Origin of the sequence: Ralstonia sp. 1138, assembly GCF_040544795.1 — a bacterium.
GTDB classification, from domain to species: domain Bacteria; phylum Pseudomonadota; class Gammaproteobacteria; order Burkholderiales; family Burkholderiaceae; genus Ralstonia; species Ralstonia flatus.
Genome location: NZ_JBEPKQ010000002.1, coordinates 189,040 through 208,009, shown reverse-complemented (window position 1 = coordinate 208,009; position 18,970 = coordinate 189,040). Strand labels below are relative to the sequence as shown.

The 18,970-nt window shown below is 65.8% G+C and carries 11 protein-coding genes and 2 riboswitches; of the genes, 4 read left to right on the top strand and 7 right to left on the bottom strand.

From position 1 onward, the window contains the following. The first annotated feature begins 655 nt into the window (after positions 1 to 655). From putA to ABIC76_RS08580, 4 genes are all read left to right on the top strand, one after another. Entirely contained in the window at positions 656 to 4,636 is a 3,981-nt protein-coding gene (gene putA / locus ABIC76_RS08595; RefSeq protein WP_354533694.1) for a trifunctional transcriptional regulator/proline dehydrogenase/L-glutamate gamma-semialdehyde dehydrogenase, read from the top strand. A 130-nt stretch (positions 4,637 to 4,766) separates the two neighbouring features. Continuing rightward, a complete protein-coding gene (locus tag ABIC76_RS08590; RefSeq protein WP_102063989.1) occupies positions 4,767 to 5,900 on the top strand; it encodes a branched-chain amino acid ABC transporter substrate-binding protein in 1,134 nt (377 codons plus the stop codon). A 198-nt stretch (positions 5,901 to 6,098) separates the two neighbouring features. Further along, positions 6,099 to 7,322, top strand: coding sequence for a cation:proton antiporter (locus ABIC76_RS08585; RefSeq protein WP_102063988.1), 1,224 nt, complete (start codon positions 6,099 to 6,101; stop codon positions 7,320 to 7,322). Between the two features lie 9 nt (positions 7,323 to 7,331). After that, positions 7,332 to 8,465, top strand: coding sequence for a YbdK family carboxylate-amine ligase (locus tag ABIC76_RS08580; protein WP_027680535.1), 1,134 nt, complete (start codon positions 7,332 to 7,334; stop codon positions 8,463 to 8,465). 21 nt (positions 8,466 to 8,486) lie between these two features. Here the strand turns inward: ABIC76_RS08580 and ABIC76_RS08575 are convergent, their stop codons facing one another. From ABIC76_RS08575 to ABIC76_RS08545, 7 genes are all read right to left on the bottom strand, one after another. Continuing rightward, the gene (locus ABIC76_RS08575) at positions 8,487 to 9,002 is read right to left on the bottom strand and encodes a GNAT family N-acetyltransferase (RefSeq protein WP_354533693.1); all 516 of its coding nucleotides are present in this window, start codon (positions 9,000 to 9,002) and stop codon (positions 8,487 to 8,489) included. Between the two features lie 14 nt (positions 9,003 to 9,016). Continuing rightward, positions 9,017 to 11,071: an OPT family oligopeptide transporter gene (locus tag ABIC76_RS08570; RefSeq protein WP_354533692.1), complete on the bottom strand. Its 2,055-nt coding sequence runs from the start codon at positions 11,069 to 11,071 to the stop codon at positions 9,017 to 9,019. Between the two features lie 635 nt (positions 11,072 to 11,706). Beyond that, entirely contained in the window at positions 11,707 to 13,083 is a 1,377-nt protein-coding gene (locus tag ABIC76_RS08565) for an L-serine ammonia-lyase (RefSeq protein WP_102063986.1), read from the bottom strand. Positions 13,084 to 13,233: 150 nt separating this feature from the next. Further along, positions 13,234 to 16,173 (bottom strand): aminomethyl-transferring glycine dehydrogenase, encoded by a 2,940-nt coding sequence (gcvP, locus tag ABIC76_RS08560; RefSeq protein WP_102063985.1) that lies wholly within the window; start codon positions 16,171 to 16,173, stop codon positions 13,234 to 13,236. 84 nt (positions 16,174 to 16,257) lie between these two features. Then, a complete protein-coding gene (gene gcvH / locus ABIC76_RS08555; RefSeq protein ID WP_009239583.1) occupies positions 16,258 to 16,638 on the bottom strand; it encodes a glycine cleavage system protein GcvH in 381 nt (126 codons plus the stop codon). A 47-nt stretch (positions 16,639 to 16,685) separates the two neighbouring features. Then, positions 16,686 to 17,813 carry a glycine cleavage system aminomethyltransferase GcvT gene (gene gcvT / locus ABIC76_RS08550; protein ID WP_102063984.1) on the bottom strand — a complete coding sequence of 376 codons (1,128 nt, stop codon included), beginning with the start codon at positions 17,811 to 17,813 and terminating at the stop codon, positions 16,686 to 16,688. A gap of 129 nt (positions 17,814 to 17,942) precedes the next feature. Then, positions 17,943 to 18,070, bottom strand: a riboswitch (glycine riboswitch). 12 nt (positions 18,071 to 18,082) lie between these two features. After that, positions 18,083 to 18,180, bottom strand: a riboswitch (glycine riboswitch). A gap of 409 nt (positions 18,181 to 18,589) precedes the next feature. Then, positions 18,590 to 18,916, bottom strand: a complete 327-nt coding sequence (locus ABIC76_RS08545; RefSeq protein WP_027678500.1) for a hypothetical protein — start codon at positions 18,914 to 18,916, stop codon at positions 18,590 to 18,592. Between the last annotated feature and the right edge of the window lie 54 nt (positions 18,917 to 18,970).

Here is an 18,970-nt window from a genome sequence, read left to right as displayed (position 1 = left end):
TGCCAAAGAAAAGTAAGCAAAAGAAAGGCGCGCCCGAGATGGCGACCCCCTCCTTGGATTTGTGTCGCGGGGAGGGGAAGGAGCCAAACTCGCTGCGCTCAGACAAGGCTCCTTCCTTGATCCTCCCCGCAACAAAAATCCAAGGCGCCATCAAGGGCTCAACGTCAAAAGAAAAAGGCCAACCCATCGCGCGGTTGGCCTTGTCGTTTGGGCGGGCGTCCCGAGGGTGTGGCTTTGTCCTTTGACTTTCCTGCCCTAGATGGCGCCTTGAATTTCTGTTGCAGGGAGGAAAAAGGAAGGGAAACTGTCTGAGCGCAGCGAGTTTTTCCCTTCCCCTCCCTGCGACATAAATTCAAGGAATCTTTCGCCATCTCGGGCGCGCATTTCTTTGCTTACTTTCTTTGGGCAAGACCAAAGAAAGTGAGTCAGCCCCGGCAGGGGATGAAACAAGGGACGCACCAAAAGCCAAAAAACCCGCCCACCAACACAATAAAACTCGCCCCAAAATCCCCCACCACCCCAGCGGTTGCACCCCAATCTACCCATTTCGAACCAAGGGGTTTCACTAGGTTGCACCTTCGGGATCGCCAGGCGTATGATCCGCCCAATTTGCCGGCCACAAGCCAGGCAATGGCAGCTCTGGATAGGAACCCACATGGCTACAACCACCCTCGGGGTCAAGCTGGACGATGCTTCGCGTGAACGCCTCAAGCGCGTTGCGCAGTCCATTGACCGCACGCCGCATTGGCTGATCAAGCAGGCGATCTTCACGTATCTGGATCAAGTGGAGCGGGGGCAGCTGCCAACTGATGCAAACGGCCCGGCGGCGGATGGCCTCCCGTCCGCCGCCGCAGCCGTCTCGGACGTGCACGAGGGTGACGAGCCCGCGGTGCAACCGTTCCTCGAATTTGCGCAAAGCGTGCAACCGCAGTCGGTCCTGCGCGCTGCCATCACCGCCGCCTACCGCCGGCCGGAAACCGAAGCCATTCCGATGCTGCTGGAGCAGGCCCGCTTGCCGGGCGCGCTCGCCTCGGAAGCCAAGCAGCTCGCACGGGACCTCGCCGGCAAGCTCCGCACGCAAAAGGTCGGCACCGGCCGCGAAGGCCTGGTGCAGGGCCTCATCCAAGAATTCTCGCTGTCGAGCCAGGAAGGCGTGGCGCTGATGTGCCTGGCCGAGGCGCTGCTGCGCATCCCCGACAAGGCCACGCGCGACGCGCTCATCCGCGACAAGATCAGCAACGGCAACTGGCATTCGCACCTGGGCCAGAGCCCGTCGCTGTTCGTGAACGCCGCCACCTGGGGCCTGCTGCTGACGGGCAAGCTGGTCGCCACGCACAACGAAGCGGGCTTGTCGCGCGCGCTCACGCGCATCATCGGCAAGAGCGGCGAGCCGCTGATCCGCAAGGGCGTGGACATGGCGATGCGCCTGATGGGCGAGCAGTTCGTCACCGGCGAAACCATTTCCGAGGCGCTGGCCAACGCGCGCAAGTTCGAGGCCGAGGGCTTCCGTTATTCCTACGACATGCTCGGCGAGGCCGCCATGACGGAGGAAGACGCGCAGCGCTACCTCGCGTCGTACGAGCAGGCCATCCGCGCGATCGGTCAGGCGTCGGGCGGGCGCGGCATCTACGAAGGGCCGGGCATCTCGATCAAGCTGTCGGCGCTGCACCCACGCTACAGCCGCGCGCAATACGACCGCACGATCAACGAACTGTATCCGCGCGTGAAGGGCCTGGCGATGCTGGCCCGCGAATACGACATCGGCATCAACATCGATGCGGAAGAAGCCGACCGTCTGGAGCTGTCGCTCGACCTGCTGGAACGCCTGTGCTTCGCGCCGGAGCTGGCCGGCTGGAACGGCATCGGGTTCGTGGTGCAGGGCTACCAGAAGCGTTGCCCGTTCGTGCTCGACTACATCATTGACCTCGCCCGCCGCAGCAAGCACCGTCTGATGATCCGCCTCGTGAAGGGCGCGTACTGGGACAGCGAGGTCAAGCGCGCCCAGGTCGACGGCCTGGAGGGCTACCCGGTCTACACGCGCAAGGTCTACACCGACGTGTCGTACCTGGCCTGCGCGCGCAAGCTGCTGGCGGCGCCGGAGGCGATCTTCCCGCAGTTCGCCACGCACAACGCCCACACGCTGGCCGCCATTTACCACATGGCCGGTCACAACTATTACCCCGGCCAATACGAATTCCAGTGCCTGCACGGCATGGGCGAGCCGCTGTACGAGCAGGTCGTCGGCAACAAGCCGGGCAAGCTGAACCGCCCGTGCCGCATCTACGCGCCGGTCGGTACGCACGAAACGCTGCTGGCCTACCTCGTGCGCCGTCTGCTGGAAAACGGCGCCAACACCTCGTTCGTGAACCGCATTGCGGACGAGTCGATTCCTCTGGACGACCTCGTCGCCGACCCGGTGGCGGTGGTGGAAAAGATGCACGCCGATGAAGGGACGCTCGGCCTCCCGCATCCGAAGATTCCGCTGCCGCGCGCCCTTTACGGTGACGTTCGCGCAAACTCGTCGGGCATCGACCTGGCGAACGAGCAGCGCCTGGCGTCGTTGTCGTCCGCCCTTCTTGCCGGCACCAGCACGGTCTGGACCGCCGAGCCGACCATCGGCGATGCGCCTTACGTGGGGGGGCCATCGCAACTTCGGCAGCCGGTGCGCAATCCGTCAGACCTGCGCGACATCGTCGGCCATGTGACGGAAGCTACCGAAGCCGACGTGGATGCCGCGCTGTCGGCCGCCACCGCCGCCGCCCCGATCTGGCAAGCCACGCCGCCGGAAGCGCGCGCCGCGCTGCTCGATCGCGCCGCCGACCTGATGGAAGGCGAGATGCAGCACCTGATGGGCCTGATCATCCGCGAGGCCGGCAAGACGCTGTCCAACGCCATCGCCGAGGTGCGCGAAGCCGTCGACTTCCTGCGCTATTACGCGGCACAGGTGCGCGGTGGGTTCTCGAACGACACGCACCGTCCGCTGGGCCCAGTGGTCTGCATCAGCCCGTGGAACTTCCCGCTGGCGATCTTCACCGGCCAGGTCAGCGCTGCGCTGGCCGCCGGCAACCCGGTGCTGGCCAAGCCCGCTGAACAGACCCCGCTGATTGCGGCGCAAGCCGTGCGCATCCTGCGCGAAGCCGGCGTGCCGGCCGGTGCCGTGCAACTGCTGCCGGGCCGCGGCGAGACCGTCGGCGCGGCGCTGGTGAAGGACGGGCGCACCAAGGGCGTGATGTTCACTGGCTCGACCGAAGTCGCGCGCATCCTGCAGCGCACGCTGGCCGGCCGCCTGGATGCCAACGGCGCGCCGATCCCCCTGATTGCCGAGACCGGCGGTCAGAACGCAATGATTGTCGATTCGTCGGCGCTGGCCGAGCAGGTGGTGGCGGATGTGCTGTCGTCTGCGTTCGATTCGGCGGGGCAGCGTTGCTCGGCGCTGCGCGTGCTGTGCTTGCAGGATGACGTCGCCGACCGCGTGCTGGCGATGCTCAAGGGCGGCATGGCCGAACTGGCGATGGGCAATCCGGATCGACTCGCCACCGACGTGGGCCCGGTGATTGACGCCGAGGCGCGCGACAACATCGTCGGCCACATCGAAGCGATGCGCGCCAAGGGCCGCCGCGTGCATCAGGCACCCGTGCCAGCTGCGTGCGCGCACGGCACGTTCGTGCCGCCGACGGTGATCGAACTCGACAGCCTGTCGGACCTGACGCGCGAAATCTTCGGCCCCGTGCTGCACGTGGTGCGCTGGAAGCGCTCGGCGGACAACACCGGCCTCACCAAGCTGATCGAGCAGATCAACGGTACGGGCTACGGCCTGACGCTGGGCATCCACACGCGTATCGACGAGACCATCGCGCACGTGGTCGACCGCGCGCACGTTGGCAACCTGTATGTGAACCGCAATATCGTCGGCGCCGTGGTGGGCGTGCAGCCGTTCGGCGGCGAAGGCCTGTCGGGCACCGGCCCCAAGGCCGGCGGCCCGCTGTATCTGCTGCGTTTGCTGTCGACCTGCCCGCAGGACGCCATGCGCACCGCGCTGCAACTCACCGCAGGTGCAGGTACGGAGGTCGATACCGACGCGCGCCGCGCGCTGCTGGCACCGTTCGACGCGCTGACGGACTGGGCGCGCAAGCAATCGGCAGAACTGGCGGCGCTGTGCGAGCGCCTGGCTGCGGCTTCGGCCACGGGCGCCACGGCCACGCTGCCCGGCCCGACCGGCGAGCGCAACACCTACACGCTGTTGCCGCGTGAAGCGGTGCTGTGCGTGGCGGCCGATCCGGCGGATTGGCTGCGTCAACTGGCAGCCGTGCTGGCGGTCGGCAGCGTGGCCGTTGTGCAGGAAAACCCTGCCATCGAAGCGGTACTTCGGGGCTTGCCGGCGGCAGTACAATCGCGCGTCCGCGTGGTCGGGTCGACCGACGAAGCGGCGTTTGATGCGGTGCTGCATCACGGCGATTCGGACCATCTGCGCGCCATCTGCGAAGGACTGGCACGACGTGCCGGCCCGATCGTGGGGGTGCAAGGCCTGCCGCACGGCGGGGAAGGGCTGGCGCTGGAGCGCCTGCTGATCGAGCGTTCGCTGTCGGTCAATACGGCCGCCGCGGGTGGCAACGCCAGCCTGATGACCATCGGCTGACGGGGAGCACGAGCAGGATTCGCGGTTCCATTCGCACGACGGGTGCGGATGGGATGCGAAGCGGGAGGAGGGCGGCGGTGATCCCGTCGCGCTATTGATCCAAATTGCGTTTGAACTAGGAGACGCACAAATGAAATTGAAGCAACTGTGGGTGGCCGCCGCACTGTGTGCGATGGGTAGCGCCGCATCGGCCCAGGAAGTCATCAAGCTGGGCTTTGCTGCCCCGATGTCGGGTCCGCAAGCGCAATACGGCACGGACATGAAGAACGGCGCGACGCTGGCCGTCGAAGAGTTCAACGCCACCAAGCCGAAGATCGCCGGCAAGGACGTCAAGTTCCAGCTGATGGCGGAAGACGACCAAGCTGACCCGAAGACCGGTACGGCAGTCGCCCAGAAGCTGGTGGACAGCGGCATCAAGGGCATGCTCGGCCACTTCAATTCGGGTACCAGCATCCCGGCGTCGCGCGTGTACAACCAGGCCGGCATCGCGCAGATCGCCATGGCAACCGCGCCGGAATACACCAAGCAAGGCTACAAGACGACGTTCCGCATGATGACTTCCGACACCCAGCAGGGTTCGGTGGTCGGCACGTTCGCCGTCAAGAAGCTGGGCTACAAGAACATCGCCATCGTTGACGACCGCACCGCTTACGGCCAAGGTCTGGCCGACGAGTTCGAGAAGGCCGCCAAGGCTGCCGGCGCCACCATCGTGCGTCGCGAATTCACCAACGACAAGGCCAGCGACTTCAAGGCCATCCTCACGCAGATCAAGAGCAAGAACCCGGACGCCGTGTTCTACGGTGGCGCCGAAGGCCAATCGGCCCCCCTGCTCAAGCAGATGCGCGAGCTGGGCATGAAGTCCACGCTGATGTCGGGCGAAATGTCCAAGACCGACGACTTCATCAAGCTGGCCGGCCCGCAAGCGGCGGAAGGCATGGTGGCATCGCTGGCCGGTCTGCCGCTGGAGCAGATGCCGGGCGGCGCTGGCTACAAGGCCCGCTATGAGAAGCGTTTCGGCACGCCGGTGCAGACGTACTCGCCGTACGCCTACGACGGCGCGATGGCCCTGATGAAGGCGATGGTGGCTGCCGGTTCGTCCGACCCGGCCAAGTACCTGCCGATCCTGGCTGCGACCAACACGCAAGGCGTGACCGCCAAGCACTACGCCTATGACGACAAGGGCGACCTGAAGGACGGCGGCATCACCGTCTACAAGGTCACCGGCGGCAAGTGGACGCCGCTGGAGAGCGTCGGCGGCAAGTAATCCGACCGGCTCTCAGCCATTCGCAGTATGAAAACCGCCCTCCGGGGCGGTTTTTCTTTGCTGGCGGCTAGCGACTCCAAACGCAGAGTTGTCGCCTTCTGCATCGAAAATCATCGATCTATTATTAAATATCGTGTAACGCGACTCTAACGCGTGTCAGTGCTTGGCTGACTTTCCCGGATGAGGGCTTCGGGTACCATGTCGGCCATGACAGGACTTCACGATCTCTTCCCTTCGTGGCCGCCCGCTCCTGGCGGCCTTTTCTGGATCGGGCTGGCGCTGGTTGGCGCGGCGTTGTGCGGCGAGTTTGCGCGCGCGGCGCTCAAGCTGCCGCGCATCGTCGGCTATGCGGTAGCGGGGCTGGTGGCCGGCGTGCTCGGCCGCCCGCTCATCGATGCCGACATGCTCGAGCAGACCCACATCCTGATCGAGATGGCGCTGGCGTTGGCGCTGTTCGAGCTGGGGCACCGATTGTCGTTCGAGTGGCTGCGTGCCAATCGTTGGCTCTTGCTCACCAGCGGCTTCGAAAGCCTGCTGACCTGGGGCCTGGTCACCTGGGTGCTGCAGCTGTTTGGCGTGGCGACGCCGGTGGCGGTGGCCGCGGGCGCCATCGCGGTGGCCACGTCTCCGACGGTGCTCCTTCAACTCAAGAACGAACTGCGCGCAGAAGGCCAGGTGACGGAGCGACTGCTCTCCCTGGGCGCGCTCAACAGCATCTACGCCAGCGTGCTGGTGCCGCTGACCGCCGGCTGGCTGCATAGCGAATACGGGCATTGGGCGGCTGCGCTGATCCACCCGCTGTACCTGCTGGCAGGCTCCGTGCTTCTGGCCTGGGTGGTCGGCAAGGTCGGCCACGCGCTGTATCACCGCATGGCCGGTGACGATCACTACGCGTTCCTGGTGCTCGTCGGCCTGGTGCTGTTTGCCCTGGCGATGGCCAAGCTGCTGAAGCTGTCGGTGCCGCTCACGCTGCTGCTGGCGGGCGTCGTGTTCAAGCACCAGGACGATCACCCGCGCGTGTGGCCGTCGCACTTCGGCAGCGCGGGCAGCATTCTGATCGTGGTGATGATCGTGTCGCTCGGCCTGCCGCTCAAGGCATCGGATTGGGCGATCGGTGGTGTGGCGGCGGTGGCGCTGGTGCTGTCGCGCTTCATTGCCAAGCTGGCGGCCACCACGGCGCTCGGCTCGTTTTCGGGGCTGTCGATGCGGCAGAGCATTGCGCTTGGCCTGGCGCTCGCCCCCATGTCGGGATTGTCATGGTTGCTGATGCACGATACGGCGGCGCTGTATCCGCAGACCGGCGGGCCGCTGGCGGCCATCATCCTGTGCACGCTGGCGATCCAGCAGATTGCTGCGCCGATCCTGACTGCACGGTCCCTGCGCTGGGCGGGTGAGGTGCGGCAAGACAACGAACACCGCTAAGAGGCTTCCATGTCCCTCGAACCGTTCTCGAAATCCGAAGCACTCACGTTTGGCGTCGAGCTGGAACTGCAGCTCGTCAATCGTCACGACTACGACCTCGCTTCGGCGTCGCCCGACCTGCTGCGCATGCTCAAGGGCAAGGAATATCCCGGCGACATCAAGCCCGAGATCACCGATTCGATGATCGAGATCTCCACCGGCATCTGCCACAGCCACGACGAGGCGCTCTGGCAGTTGCGCGAAATGCGCGACCGCATGGCCGAAGCCGCCACGGCGCTGAACATCGGCATCTGCGGCGGCGGCACGCATCCGTTCCAGCAATGGAGCCAGCGGCAGATTTCGCAATCGCCGCGCTATCAGTACATCTCGGATCTGTACGGTTACCTCGCCAAGCAGTTCACGGTATTCGGCCAGCACGTGCACCTTGGCTGCCCGAATCCGGACGATGCGCTGTATCTGCTGCACGCCATGTCGCGCTACGTGCCGCACTTCATTGCGCTGGCAGCGTCGTCGCCGTTCGTGCAGGGCGTGGATACGGGGTTTGCATCCGCGCGCATGAATTCGGTCAGCGCCTTCCCGATGTCGGGCCGCGCGCCGTTCGTGCTGACGTGGGACGCCTTCATCGCGTACTTCGACAAGATGCACGCCACCGGCGTGATCGAGAGCATGAAGGACTTCTATTGGGACATCCGCCCCAAGCCCGAATTCGGCACGATCGAAGTCCGCGTGATGGACACCCCGCTGACCGTCGAACGCGCCGCCGCCATCGCCGCCTATATCCAGGCGCTGGGCCGCTGGCTGCTGCTCGATCGCCCGTTCATGCCCGAGGAAGACGATTACCTCGTCTACACCTTCAACCGCTTCCAGGCGTGCCGCTTCGGGCTGGCCGGTGAATACGTCGACCCGGCCACGGGCAATCGCGGTGCGCTGGCCGATCACATCCTGGAGACGAGCAAGGTGCTGTCGGCACACGCCGAAGCGCTGTCGTCCGAAGGCGCGCTCGACATGGTGCGGGAGGTGGTGGAGGGGCGCGATGCGGATGCCGAATGGATCCGCGCGGCGCAACGTGAAACCCGCAACCTGCACGAGACCGTGCGACGCGGTTGCGGGCGCTGGACGCAGGCGGCAACGCAGCCCGCCTGACGCATCGAGATCGAGGAACGGTCAGTCGCTGCGGACCGTTCCGGGCGCTTCCAGCCAGCGCTGCATGAACACAAGGTCGAGCCACTGGCCGTGCTTGATGGCGGCCTCGGGCATGCGGCCCACTTCCTTGAAGCCGAGCTTTTCGTGCAGCCGGATCGAGCCTGCATTGGCGCCGTCGATGGCGCCCACCATGACGTGTTTGCCCAGCGCCGCGGCACGCTCACACAGCGCTTCGACCAGCCGGCTGCCCAGCCCCTTGCCGCGCCAGTCGCGGTGAATGTGCACCGAGTGCTCGACGGTGGTGCGAAAGCCCGGGTACGGGCGGAAATCCCCAAACGATGCAACGCCTGCGACTTGTCCGCCATCGTCAGCCACCAGCACCGGATATCCCTGCGTGGCACGCAAGGCCAGCCACGCAGTGCGGTCTTCCAGCGTGACCGGTGTTTCGGTGTAGATCGCATTGGAGTTGGCGATCACGTCGTTGTAGATGGCGAGGATGGCCGGCAGGTCAGCCTGCGTTGCGTCGCGGAGCAGCATGATGCGGGTTGGGGTCAGTGAGTCGGTCGCACCGCCAGCACGCGGCGCGCGAAGGCCCAGCATACCAAGGCGAACACGATCAGCCCAAGCCATTGCGCCGTGCCTTCAAACGAGGCACCGACGATCGCCAGCGGCGCATCCTTGCCCGTGCCGCCGATGATGGCCGCCATCAATACGCCCACCAGGCTTTCGCCGACGATCAGGCCCGACGCCAGCAGCACGCCGTGGCGGTTCGGCACCTCGGCATAGCGCTCGTACGGTACGCCTGCGGCCCGCGCGCGCTTGGCAAGCAGCTTCTCGATGATCCACGCCAGCACCGCGCCGGTCACCAGCACCGTGCTCACCGTCGGCGGCAGGTAGATGCCGATGCCGACCGCCAGCACGGGCAACCGTGCGACACCGCCACGCTGCTTGAGCGCCCAGTCGACGGCGATGAGCAGCACGCCGATGACGATGCCCGCAATCACCATGTTCCATTCCAGCTGGTGCGTGAAGATGCCGGTGGCGATGGCCGTCATGAGCGTCGCCTGCGGTGCGGACAGCGCCTGCGCGGCGTCCATGCCGGCACGCGGCAGCGCACCCGGGAAGCCATACGCGTTGTACAGCAGCTCCAGCACCGGCGAGATGACCGCCGCGCCCGCCACGCAGCCGATCAGCAGCGCCACCTGCTGGCGCCACGGCGTGGCCCCGACCAGCCAGCCGGTCTTCAGGTCCTGCAGGTTGTCATTCGAGATGGTCGCCACGGCCACCACGGCCGACGTGGTGAAGATCGCCAGCGCAATGCCGAGCTTGCTCGCTTCGGGAGAGCCGACGATGCCGTTGTCCGCGCCGATGGCCAACAGCAGCAGCGACACCAACGTGATGGCGATGATGCCGATGCCCGAAATCGGGCTCGACGACGAACCGATCAGCCCGGCCATGTAGCCGCACGCCGCCGCCACCAGAAAGCCGAACACCACCGCAAAGATCACCGCGCAGGTGATCAGCGTCCAGCGCGAGCCGGCCGACAGCATGGTCGGCGCCAGGAATGCGGCAAACGTGATCACCAGCACCACGACCATGGCCAGCGTCACCAGCAGGATCCAGCGCGGCGCCATGTCCTGCTCGGTGCGTAGCGCGCTATCGGTTTTCGGGCGCAGGCTGCCGAACGAGCGCTTCACGCCTTGCACCACCGGGCCGATCAGCGTGCCCAGCGTCCACACGGCCGCCACCGCAATCACGCCGGCGCCGATAAAGCGCACCTGCGTGCGCCACACATCCGTGCCGAACGCAGAGAGCGCCTTGCCGGCCGGCATCGGCGTGATGGAGGTCAGGTACGGCACGGCGATGCCCCAGGCGATCACCAGGCCCACCAGCATGGCCAGCCCGGCCACGATGCCAATCAGGTAGCCCGCGCCCAGCAGTGCCGTTGAAAAGCCCAGCGGGAAGCGCACCACTGCGGCACCGGCCGCAAACCACCAGCTCGCCCCTTCGCCCAGCAGGCGCAGGCCGCTGGTAGCAAAGGCCACGATGGCCGCAACGATGCCGCCCGCTGCCAGATCGCGCATGCCGGTGGCGGCGGGCACCGCGTCGTCATCGACGGCGTCCTCACCGTCCGCCGACTGGCCGCTGCCCACGCGCAGGATCTCTGCCGCCGCCACGCCTTCGGGGTATGGCAGATCGCTCTGCACGACCATCGCGTGGCGCAGCGGGATCGTGAACACCACGCCGAGCATGCCGCCCGCCATGCAGACTCCAAACGTTTGCCAGAACGGGAAGCCTTGCCAGTGCCCGATCATCACCAGGCCGGGCAGGATGAAGATGATGGAAGACAGCGTCCCGGCCGCAGACGCCTGCGTCTGCACCATGTTGTTTTCGAGGATGTTCGTGCCGCCGAGCATGCGCAGCACCGCCATCGAAATGACCGCAGCCGGAATCGCCGAAGAGAACGTCAGCCCGACCTTCAGGCCGAGGTACACGTTTGAAGCGGTAAAGATCACGGTGATGATCGCGCCAAGGATCATGCCGCGCAGCGTCAGCTCTGGCAGGGTCGCTGCCGGAATGTGCTTGGGAGGATGGAGGGATTGCATCCTGCGGGTCTCCAAAGAGGGTTCTCGTGGCGCGGATTATAGGAGTGGACGGGGGCGGGGGCGCGGTGGTTTTTTTTGGGGTGTCCTCTAGATTTGTTGTTTGTGGTCCATCCCCTTTTCGTACCCTGCCGGGCACGACCTACTTTTCTTTGTCTTGCCAAAGAAAAGTAGGCAAAAGAAAGGCGCGCCCGAGATGGCGACCCATCCCTTGAATTTCCGTAACCGTGCGGAGGCGGGGAAAACTCGCTGCGCTCAGACAGTTCCCCGCCTTTTTTCCGCCCGCTTACGAAAATTCAAGGCGCCATCAAGGGCAGGAAAGTCAAAGACCAAACCAACGCAGCGCCAGCGCAAACGACAAGGCCAACCTCACGACGGGTTGGCCTTTTTCTTTTGACGTTCCTGCCCTTGATGGCGCCTTGAATTTCTGTTGCAGGGAGGAAAAAGAGGGGAGGCTGTCTGAGCGAAGCGAGTTTGCCTCCCCTCCCTCCCTGCGACATAAATTCAAGGGGAAGTCGCCATCTCGGGCGCGCATTTCTTTGCTTACTTTCTTTGGGCAAGACCAAAGAAAGTGAGTCAGCCCCGGCAGGGGATGAAACAAGGGATGCACCACCAAGACCAAAACCCAAACCAAAAAATCAGCACTCCACAATATTCACCGCCAACCCCCCCCGCGCCGTCTCCTTGTACTTCGTCTTCATATCCGCACCAGTCTCGCGCATGGTCTTGATGACCGAATCCAGCGAAACATAATGCGTGCCATCCCCCCGCAACGCCATGCGCGCCGCATTCACCGCCTTCACCGACGCCATCGCATTGCGCTCAATACACGGAATCTGCACCAGCCCGCCGACCGGGTCGCACGTGAGCCCCAGGTTGTGCTCCATGCCGATCTCCGCTGCGTTTTCGACCTGCGCAGGCGTGCCGCCCAGCACTGCCGCCAGTGCCCCGGCAGCCATGGAACACGCCACACCGACTTCCCCCTGGCAGCCGACTTCCGCGCCCGAGATCGACGCGTTCATCTTGTAAAGCATGCCGATCGCGCCGGCGGTGAGCAGGAAATCCACGATGCCGTTGTCGTTCGCGCCGGGCACGAAGCGGTCGTAGTAATGCATCACGGCCGGGATGATGCCGGCTGCGCCATTGGTCGGCGCCGTGACGACGCGCCCGCCTGCGGCGTTTTCTTCGTTCACGGCAATCGCATACAGGTTCACCCAGTCGATCACCGACAGCGGGTCGGACAGCGTGCGTTCGGCCTGCACCGTGAGCCGTGAATACAGCTCCGCCGCGCGCCGGCGCACGTGGAACGGGCCCGGCAGTTCGCCCTCGGTGCGGCAGCCGCGCGCCACGCACGCCTGCATCACGTGCCAGATGTTGAGCAAGCCGGCGCGCACTTCGGCTTCGGTGCGCCACGTCAGTTCGTTTTCGAGCATCAGGCGGGCGATGGACTTGCCCGTCGATTCGCACATCGCCAGCAATTCCTTGCCGCTGCGGAACGGATGCGGCAACTGGTCGTGTGCGGCCAGCACTTGCGTATTCGGCGCACCGGCCGTGACGACAAAGCCGCCGCCCACCGACAGGTAGCGCGCCTCGCGCAGCCGCTCGCCGGCCGCATCGAAGGCGTGGAACTTCATGCCGTTCGGGTGCTCGGCCATCGCCTCGCGGCGATAGAAGGCGATGTGCTCCTTCTCGGTAAAGCGCACCGCGTGACGGCCCAGCAGCGACAGCGACTGCGAGGCGCGCAGCGCCGCCAGCTTGTCTTCAATGGTGTCGGGGTCGATGGTGTCCGGCGCCTCGCCCATCAGGCCGAGGATGACGCCGCGATCGGTGCCGTGGCCCTTGCCGGTGGCGCCGAGCGAGCCATACAGCTCGACGCGCACGCTGGCGACTTGCGGCATCAGGCCGTCGGCTTCGAGGCCCGAGGCGAACATCAGCGCGGCGCGCATCGGCCCGACGGTGTGCGAGCTGGACGGGCCGATGCCGATCTTGAAGAGGTCGAAAACAGAAACAGCCATGGGGTAAGGCTCCGGGGGGGCGTTTTGCAAAGGGGGCGAGTCGGCTTGTGGCCGCCCGCGCTCGGGTGGTTCAGATGCAAACGGCCGCCCCGTGGTGCGAGGCGGCCGCCTGAGGCGCGGCGCGATGGCAATCGCGCTGGGTCGCCGGCTTTAGTCCTGTGCGTACTCGCTCATCGGCACGCAGGCGCAGAACAGGTTGCGGTCGCCGTAGACGTTGTCGGCGCGGCCAACCGGCGGCCAGTACTTGCGTGCGCGCAGCGATGCCACCGGGTAGGCGGCCTGCTCGCGCGTGTACTTGTGCGACCAGTCGTCCGCCATCACCACGGCTGCGGTGTGCGGGGCGTGCTTGAGCGGATTGTCTTCGCGGTCGAATTCGCCCGAGATCACCTTGTCGACTTCGCCGCGGATGGCGATCATCGCGTCGATGAAGCGGTCGAGTTCCACCTTCGGCTCGCTTTCGGTCGGCTCGATCATCAGCGTGCCCGGCACCGGGAAGCTCATCGTCGGTGCGTGGAAGCCGAAGTCCATCAGGCGCTTGGCGATGTCCTCGTTGCTGATGCCCGATTCCTTCTGCAGCGGACGGATGTCGAGAATGCACTCGTGGGCCACCAGGCCGTGGGCGCCCGTGTACAGCACCGGGTAGTACGGCGCGAGACGCTTGGCCACGTAGTTGGCCGACAGGATGGCCGTCTCGGTGGCGGCGGTCAGGCCCGCGGCGCCCATCATCGCGATGTACATCCACGAGATCGGCAGGATCGACGCCGAGCCGAACGCCGACGCCGACACATTGCCGATGTTCTGGCTGGCATCTTCACCCGACGCCGCGCGGCCGGGCAGGAACGGCGCGAGGTGTGCGCCCACGGCCACCGGACCGACGCCCGGGCCGCCGCCGCCGTGCGGAATGCAGAACGTCTTGTGCAGGTTCAGGTGCGAGACGTCGCCGCCGAAGTGACCCGGCGCAGCGGTGCCGACCATGGCGTTCATGTTGGCGCCGTCCACGTAGACCTGGCCGCCGTGGCTGTGCACGATTTCGCAGACGCGCTTCACGCCTTCCTCGAACACGCCGTGCGTGGACGGGTAGGTGATCATGATCGCCGCGAGGTTCTTGCTGTGCTCGGCGGCCTTCTTTTCCAGATCGGCCAGATCGACGTTGCCGCGCTCATCGCACGCCACGACGACCACCTGCATGCCGGCCATCTGCGCCGATGCGGGGTTCGTACCGTGCGCCGACGACGGGATCAGGCACACGTTGCGATGCGCTTCGCCACGGCTGGCGTGGTAGGCGTGGATGATCAGCAGGCCGGCGTATTCGCCCTGCGAGCCGGCATTCGGCTGCAGGCTCACGGCGGCGTAGCCCGTGGCGGCGCACAGCATCTGCTCGAGCTGGTCGATCATCTCGCGGTAGCCGACGGTCTGGTCGGCCGGTGCGAACGGATGGATGTTCGAAAACTCGGGCCACGTCACGGGCAGCATTTCCGCGGTGGCGTTGAGCTTCATCGTGCACGAGCCCAGCGGGATCATCGTGCGGTCCAGCGCGAGATCCTTGTCGGCGAGACTGCGCAGGTAGCGCAGCATTTCGTGCTCGGAGTGGTGCGCGTTGAACACCGGGTGCGTCAGGTACGCGCTCTGGCGGATGAGCGAGGCCGGATACGCATCGGCGACGCCCGCTTCGGTCTGGTCGAAGTCCGGTGCGGCGGCGTGCGCGGCATGCGCGAAGACTTCCCACAGCGCCACGACATCGGCGCGCGTGACGGTCTCGTCCAGCGAGATGCCCAGTCGCGCATCGTCGATCTGGCGCAGGTTGATGCCGCGCGCTTGCGCCGCGATGTGCAGGTTGGCGGTGCGCGGGCCGGTGGCGACGGTCAGCGTGTCGAAGAAGGCGTCGGATTCCAGCGTGTAGCCGATCGCGCGCAGGCCGGCGGCCAGCGTGGCGGTCAGGCGGTGCACGCGCTGCGCGATGCGCTTCAGGCCTTGCGGGCCGTGGTAGACGGCGTACATCGATGCCATCACGCCCAGCAGCACCTGCGCGGTACAGATGTTCGAGGTGGCCTTCTCGCGGCGGATGTGCTGCTCGCGCGTTTGCAGGGCGAGGCGATAGGCCGGGTTGCCTTGCGCATCGATCGTTACGCCGACCAGTCGGCCGGGCATCGAGCGCTTGAACGCATCGCGCACGGCCATGTAGCCGGCGTGCGGGCCGCCGAAACCGAACGGCACGCCAAAACGCTGCGTGTTGCCGATCACGACGTCGGCGCCCCATTCGCCCGGCGCAGCCAGCAGCGTGAGCGCCAGCAGGTCGGCGGCGGCCACGACCAGGCCGCCGGCAGCGTGCACGGCATCGGTCAGCGCCTGGTACGTCGCCAGATCGCCCAGCAGCGCACCGTTGGCGCCCGGGTATTGCAGCAGCACACCGAACGCGTCGTGCTTGGCAGCATCCGCTGCCGGGCCCGTCACCACTTGCACGCCGATCGGCTCGGCGCGCGTGCGCACGACTTCCAGCGTTTGCGGCAGCACGTCGTCGGCCACGAAGAACACGGTCGACTTCGACTTGCCAATGCGCTGCAGCAGCGTCATGGCTTCAGCCGCGGCGGTCGCTTCGTCCAGCATCGACGCATTGGCGATGTCCATGGCCGTGAGGTCGATCACCATCTGCTGGAAATTCAGCATCGCTTCCAGGCGGCCCTGCGAGATTTCCGGCTGATACGGCGTGTAGGCCGTGTACCAGGCGGGGTTCTCGAGGATGTTGCGCAGAATGACGCCCGGCGTGTGCGTGCCGTAGTAGCCCTGGCCGATCAGGCTCTTGACCACGCGGTTCTGCCCGGCGATGCCGCGCAGCTTGGCGAGCGCCGCTTCTTCGGTCAGCGGCTGCGTGAATTCGCCCAGCGGCATGCCGTCCTGGCGGCGGATGGCCGGCGGGATCACGGCGTCGATCAGCGCGGCGCGGCTGGTGTAGCCCAGCGTGCCGAGCATGGCGGTCTGCTCGTCGGCAGACGGGCCGATGTGGCGGTGCGCGAAGGCGTCGCGCGCCTCCAGGTCAGCCAACGTCGGGCGTTCGGCGGCAAGCGCCGAGGAAGCGGGGTGCGGAGCGTTCATGGCAAGGGCTCGAAATTCAGGCGATGCAAGCAATGGCCGATGCGCGGCGCAGGTCAGGGCGCGCGCACCGGCCGGAGGACCGGCTTAGCCGATCTTGGCTTCGTAATCAGCAGCCGACATCAGGGCGTTCACGTCGTCGGCGTTGGTCGGCTTGATCTTGAACAGCCAAGCCTCGTAGGCGCCTGCGTTCACGGATTCCGGCGCGCCGGCGGCATCAGCGTTGTTGGCGACGATCTCGCCGGCCACCGGGGCGAAGATGTCGGATGCGGCCTTGACCGACTCCACCACGGCAATCGCTTCGTCCTTGGCGACGGCGCGGCCGGCTTCCGGCAGTTCCAGGAAGACGATGTCGCCGAGCTGTTCCTGCGCGAAGTCGGTAATGCCGATGGTCAGCGTGCCGTCGGCTTCAACGCGGATCCACTCGTCGTGTTCGGTGTACTTCAGATCGGCGGGGACGTTGCTCATGAAAGGTTTCTCCGGAAGATGGGTATTTGGGAATGCAGATTCGGTGTTCAGCTGACCAGCGCCTTGCCATTGCGCACGAACGGCAGTTTAACCACAGTCGCGGTCAACTTGCGGTCGCGAATTTCGACCTGTACGTCGGTGCCGATGGCCACGTCCTTGGGCAGGCGCGCCAGTGCAATGGACAGCGACAGGCTCGGGCTGAACGTGCCGCTGGTGATCTCGCCGTCACCGGCGGTGGTGATGACCTTCTGGTGGGCGCGCAGCACGCCGCCCTTGTCGCGCAGGATCAGGCCGACGAACTGTTCGCGCTGGCCGCCGGCTTGCAGCGCGGCCTTGCCGGTGAAGTCGCGTTCGCTTTGCAGATCGACCGTCCAGGCGAGGCCGGCGTCGAGCGGCGAAACGTGCTCGTCCATGTCCTGGCCGTAGAGGTTCATGCCGGCTTCCAGGCGCAGCGTGTCGCGCGCGCCCAGGCCTGCCGGACGCACGCCGGCCTGCAGGAGGCGCTCCCAGACGCCCGCGATCTGCGCGGCCGGCACCACCAGTTCGAAACCGTCTTCACCGGTGTAGCCGGTGCGGGCCACCATGATCTCGCCCACGTTTTCCACGGTGACGAAGCCGGCGTTGAACGGCTTGAGCGCGTCGCCCACGGCCTGCGTGCCGGGCAGCGCGGCGTAGGTCTTGGCACGCGCGTTCGGGCCCTGCACGGCCAGGATGCCGAGCGGCTCGGCGCCTGCGTTGTTGTCGGAGCGGCGCGGCGTGATGGTCACGTCGGTGCCGGCGGCGGCGTTCTGCGCGACGATCCACTCCAGGTCGGTCGGCGCCGTGCCGGCGTTGACCACCAGGCGGAACCAGTCTTCGCGGAAGAAATAGACGATCAGATCGTCGATCACGCCGCCCTTGGGGTTCAGCATGCAGCTGTAGAGCGCCTTGCCGGGCGTCTGGAGCTTGTCGACGTTGTTGGCGAGCAGCCCACGCAGGAAATCGCGCACGCGCGCGCCGGTGAGGTCGACCACGCACATGTGCGAGACGTCGAAGACGCCTGCGTCCTGGCGGACGGCGTGGTGCTCTTCGATCTGGGAGCCGTAGTTGACGGGCATGTCCCAGCCGCCAAAGTCGACCATGCGGGCGCCCAGCGAGCGGTGGATGGCATTGAGCGGCGTGTGTTGGAGCGTCATGGAATCTCTCGGCTGAGTGCGCCGCCGTGGCCTGGGCGCGGCGCATGGATCGGGAACCAGAAAAGCAAAAAGGCCATCCGCGCAGCCTGATGCCTCATGGTGACGCCATGAAGATCAACAAGCTGCGCAGATGGCCCCTCTGTCCTTGGTACCTGAGAGATTGCGAAGCGGTGCGCATAGCGGTGCGCGCCGTTCGTGAGCCCCTTCGGTGGGCGCCCGCAGTGGTCGTGCGGCGCCAGCTCTCCAGAGTGCGGTCGGACGCATGTCCGCCGATCCGCCCGGTCCTGGATGCCTGAGAGTTTTCGGGTGCTACCCCTTCGGCGGCGCCTTGCCGTGTACGGCGGGCACGCTCTCCCGGATGGATGGGCGGAATTTACGGAAGGGGGATGGGATTGTCAATTGGGGTGGACTTGGCGGTTTTGGGTTGGGGGGAGGGCTGGCTTTTTTGTGCTGGTGGTCCACCCCCCTTTCGTTCCCTGCCGGGACCGACCTACTTTTCTTTGTCTTGCCAAAGAAAAGTAGGCAAAAGAAAGGCGCGCCCGAGATGGCGAAAGATTCCTTGAATTTATGTCGCAGAGAGGGGAAGGGAAAAACTCGCTGCGCTCAGACAGTTTCCCTTCCTTTTTCCTCTCTGCAACAGAAATTCAAGGCGCCATCTGGGGCAGGACCGTCAAAGGCCAAAGACAACGGCCACACCGTCGGGGCGCGGGCGGGAGCGCCTTGTTCGGGTGTGGCCGGAGTGCGGGTGTGGCTGGTCTTGCTGGTCTTGCTTTGGCTTACTTGCCGATTTGGCGGCTGACCTGGTTTTCCTGCTGGTTCAGCGTGCGCTGTTCCTGTTTGGTGATGTGCCCACCGTTTTGGGCTGCCATGTCGCGCTCTTCCTGGCGAATCTGGCGGTCTTCCTTGTGCAGCTGGCGCGCCTGGCTCTTGGTGATTTCGCCTTCCTTCACTTCGTTGTGGATGCGCTTGTTCTGGTTGGCGAGCCGGTGGTTGACCTCGGCGCGGCGCGGGTGGTCCTTTTGCCATTGCGTCTGGGCGAAGGCGCCGGTGGTGGCAGACAGGGCGACGGCGCTGATGGCCAGGGCTTTGACGATGCGGTTCATGGTGCGTTCTCCGGTGGGCGACTGACCGATTCAGCCGCTGTCCCATCCATAACG

Excerpts from the sequence above, each read along its gene's own strand:
- ABIC76_RS08585 (WP_102063988.1), top strand. The coding sequence starts at position 6,099 with ATGTCGGCCATGACAGGACTTCACGATCTCTTCCCTTCGTGGCCGCCC.
- ABIC76_RS08580 (WP_027680535.1), top strand. The coding sequence starts at position 7,332 with ATGTCCCTCGAACCGTTCTCGAAATCCGAAGCACTCACGTTTGGCGTC.
- ABIC76_RS08545 (WP_027678500.1), bottom strand. The coding sequence starts at position 18,916 with ATGAACCGCATCGTCAAAGCCCTGGCCATCAGCGCCGTCGCCCTGTCT.
- gcvP (WP_102063985.1), bottom strand. The coding sequence starts at position 16,173 with ATGAACGCTCCGCACCCCGCTTCCTCGGCGCTTGCCGCCGAACGCCCG.
- ABIC76_RS08575 (WP_354533693.1), bottom strand. The coding sequence starts at position 9,002 with ATGCTGCTCCGCGACGCAACGCAGGCTGACCTGCCGGCCATCCTCGCC.
- ABIC76_RS08565 (WP_102063986.1), bottom strand. The coding sequence starts at position 13,083 with ATGGCTGTTTCTGTTTTCGACCTCTTCAAGATCGGCATCGGCCCGTCC.
- putA (WP_354533694.1), top strand. The coding sequence starts at position 656 with ATGGCTACAACCACCCTCGGGGTCAAGCTGGACGATGCTTCGCGTGAA.
- gcvH (WP_009239583.1), bottom strand. The coding sequence starts at position 16,638 with ATGAGCAACGTCCCCGCCGATCTGAAGTACACCGAACACGACGAGTGG.
- ABIC76_RS08590 (WP_102063989.1), top strand. The coding sequence starts at position 4,767 with ATGAAATTGAAGCAACTGTGGGTGGCCGCCGCACTGTGTGCGATGGGT.
- gcvT (WP_102063984.1), bottom strand. The coding sequence starts at position 17,813 with ATGACGCTCCAACACACGCCGCTCAATGCCATCCACCGCTCGCTGGGC.
- ABIC76_RS08570 (WP_354533692.1), bottom strand. The coding sequence starts at position 11,071 with ATGCAATCCCTCCATCCTCCCAAGCACATTCCGGCAGCGACCCTGCCA.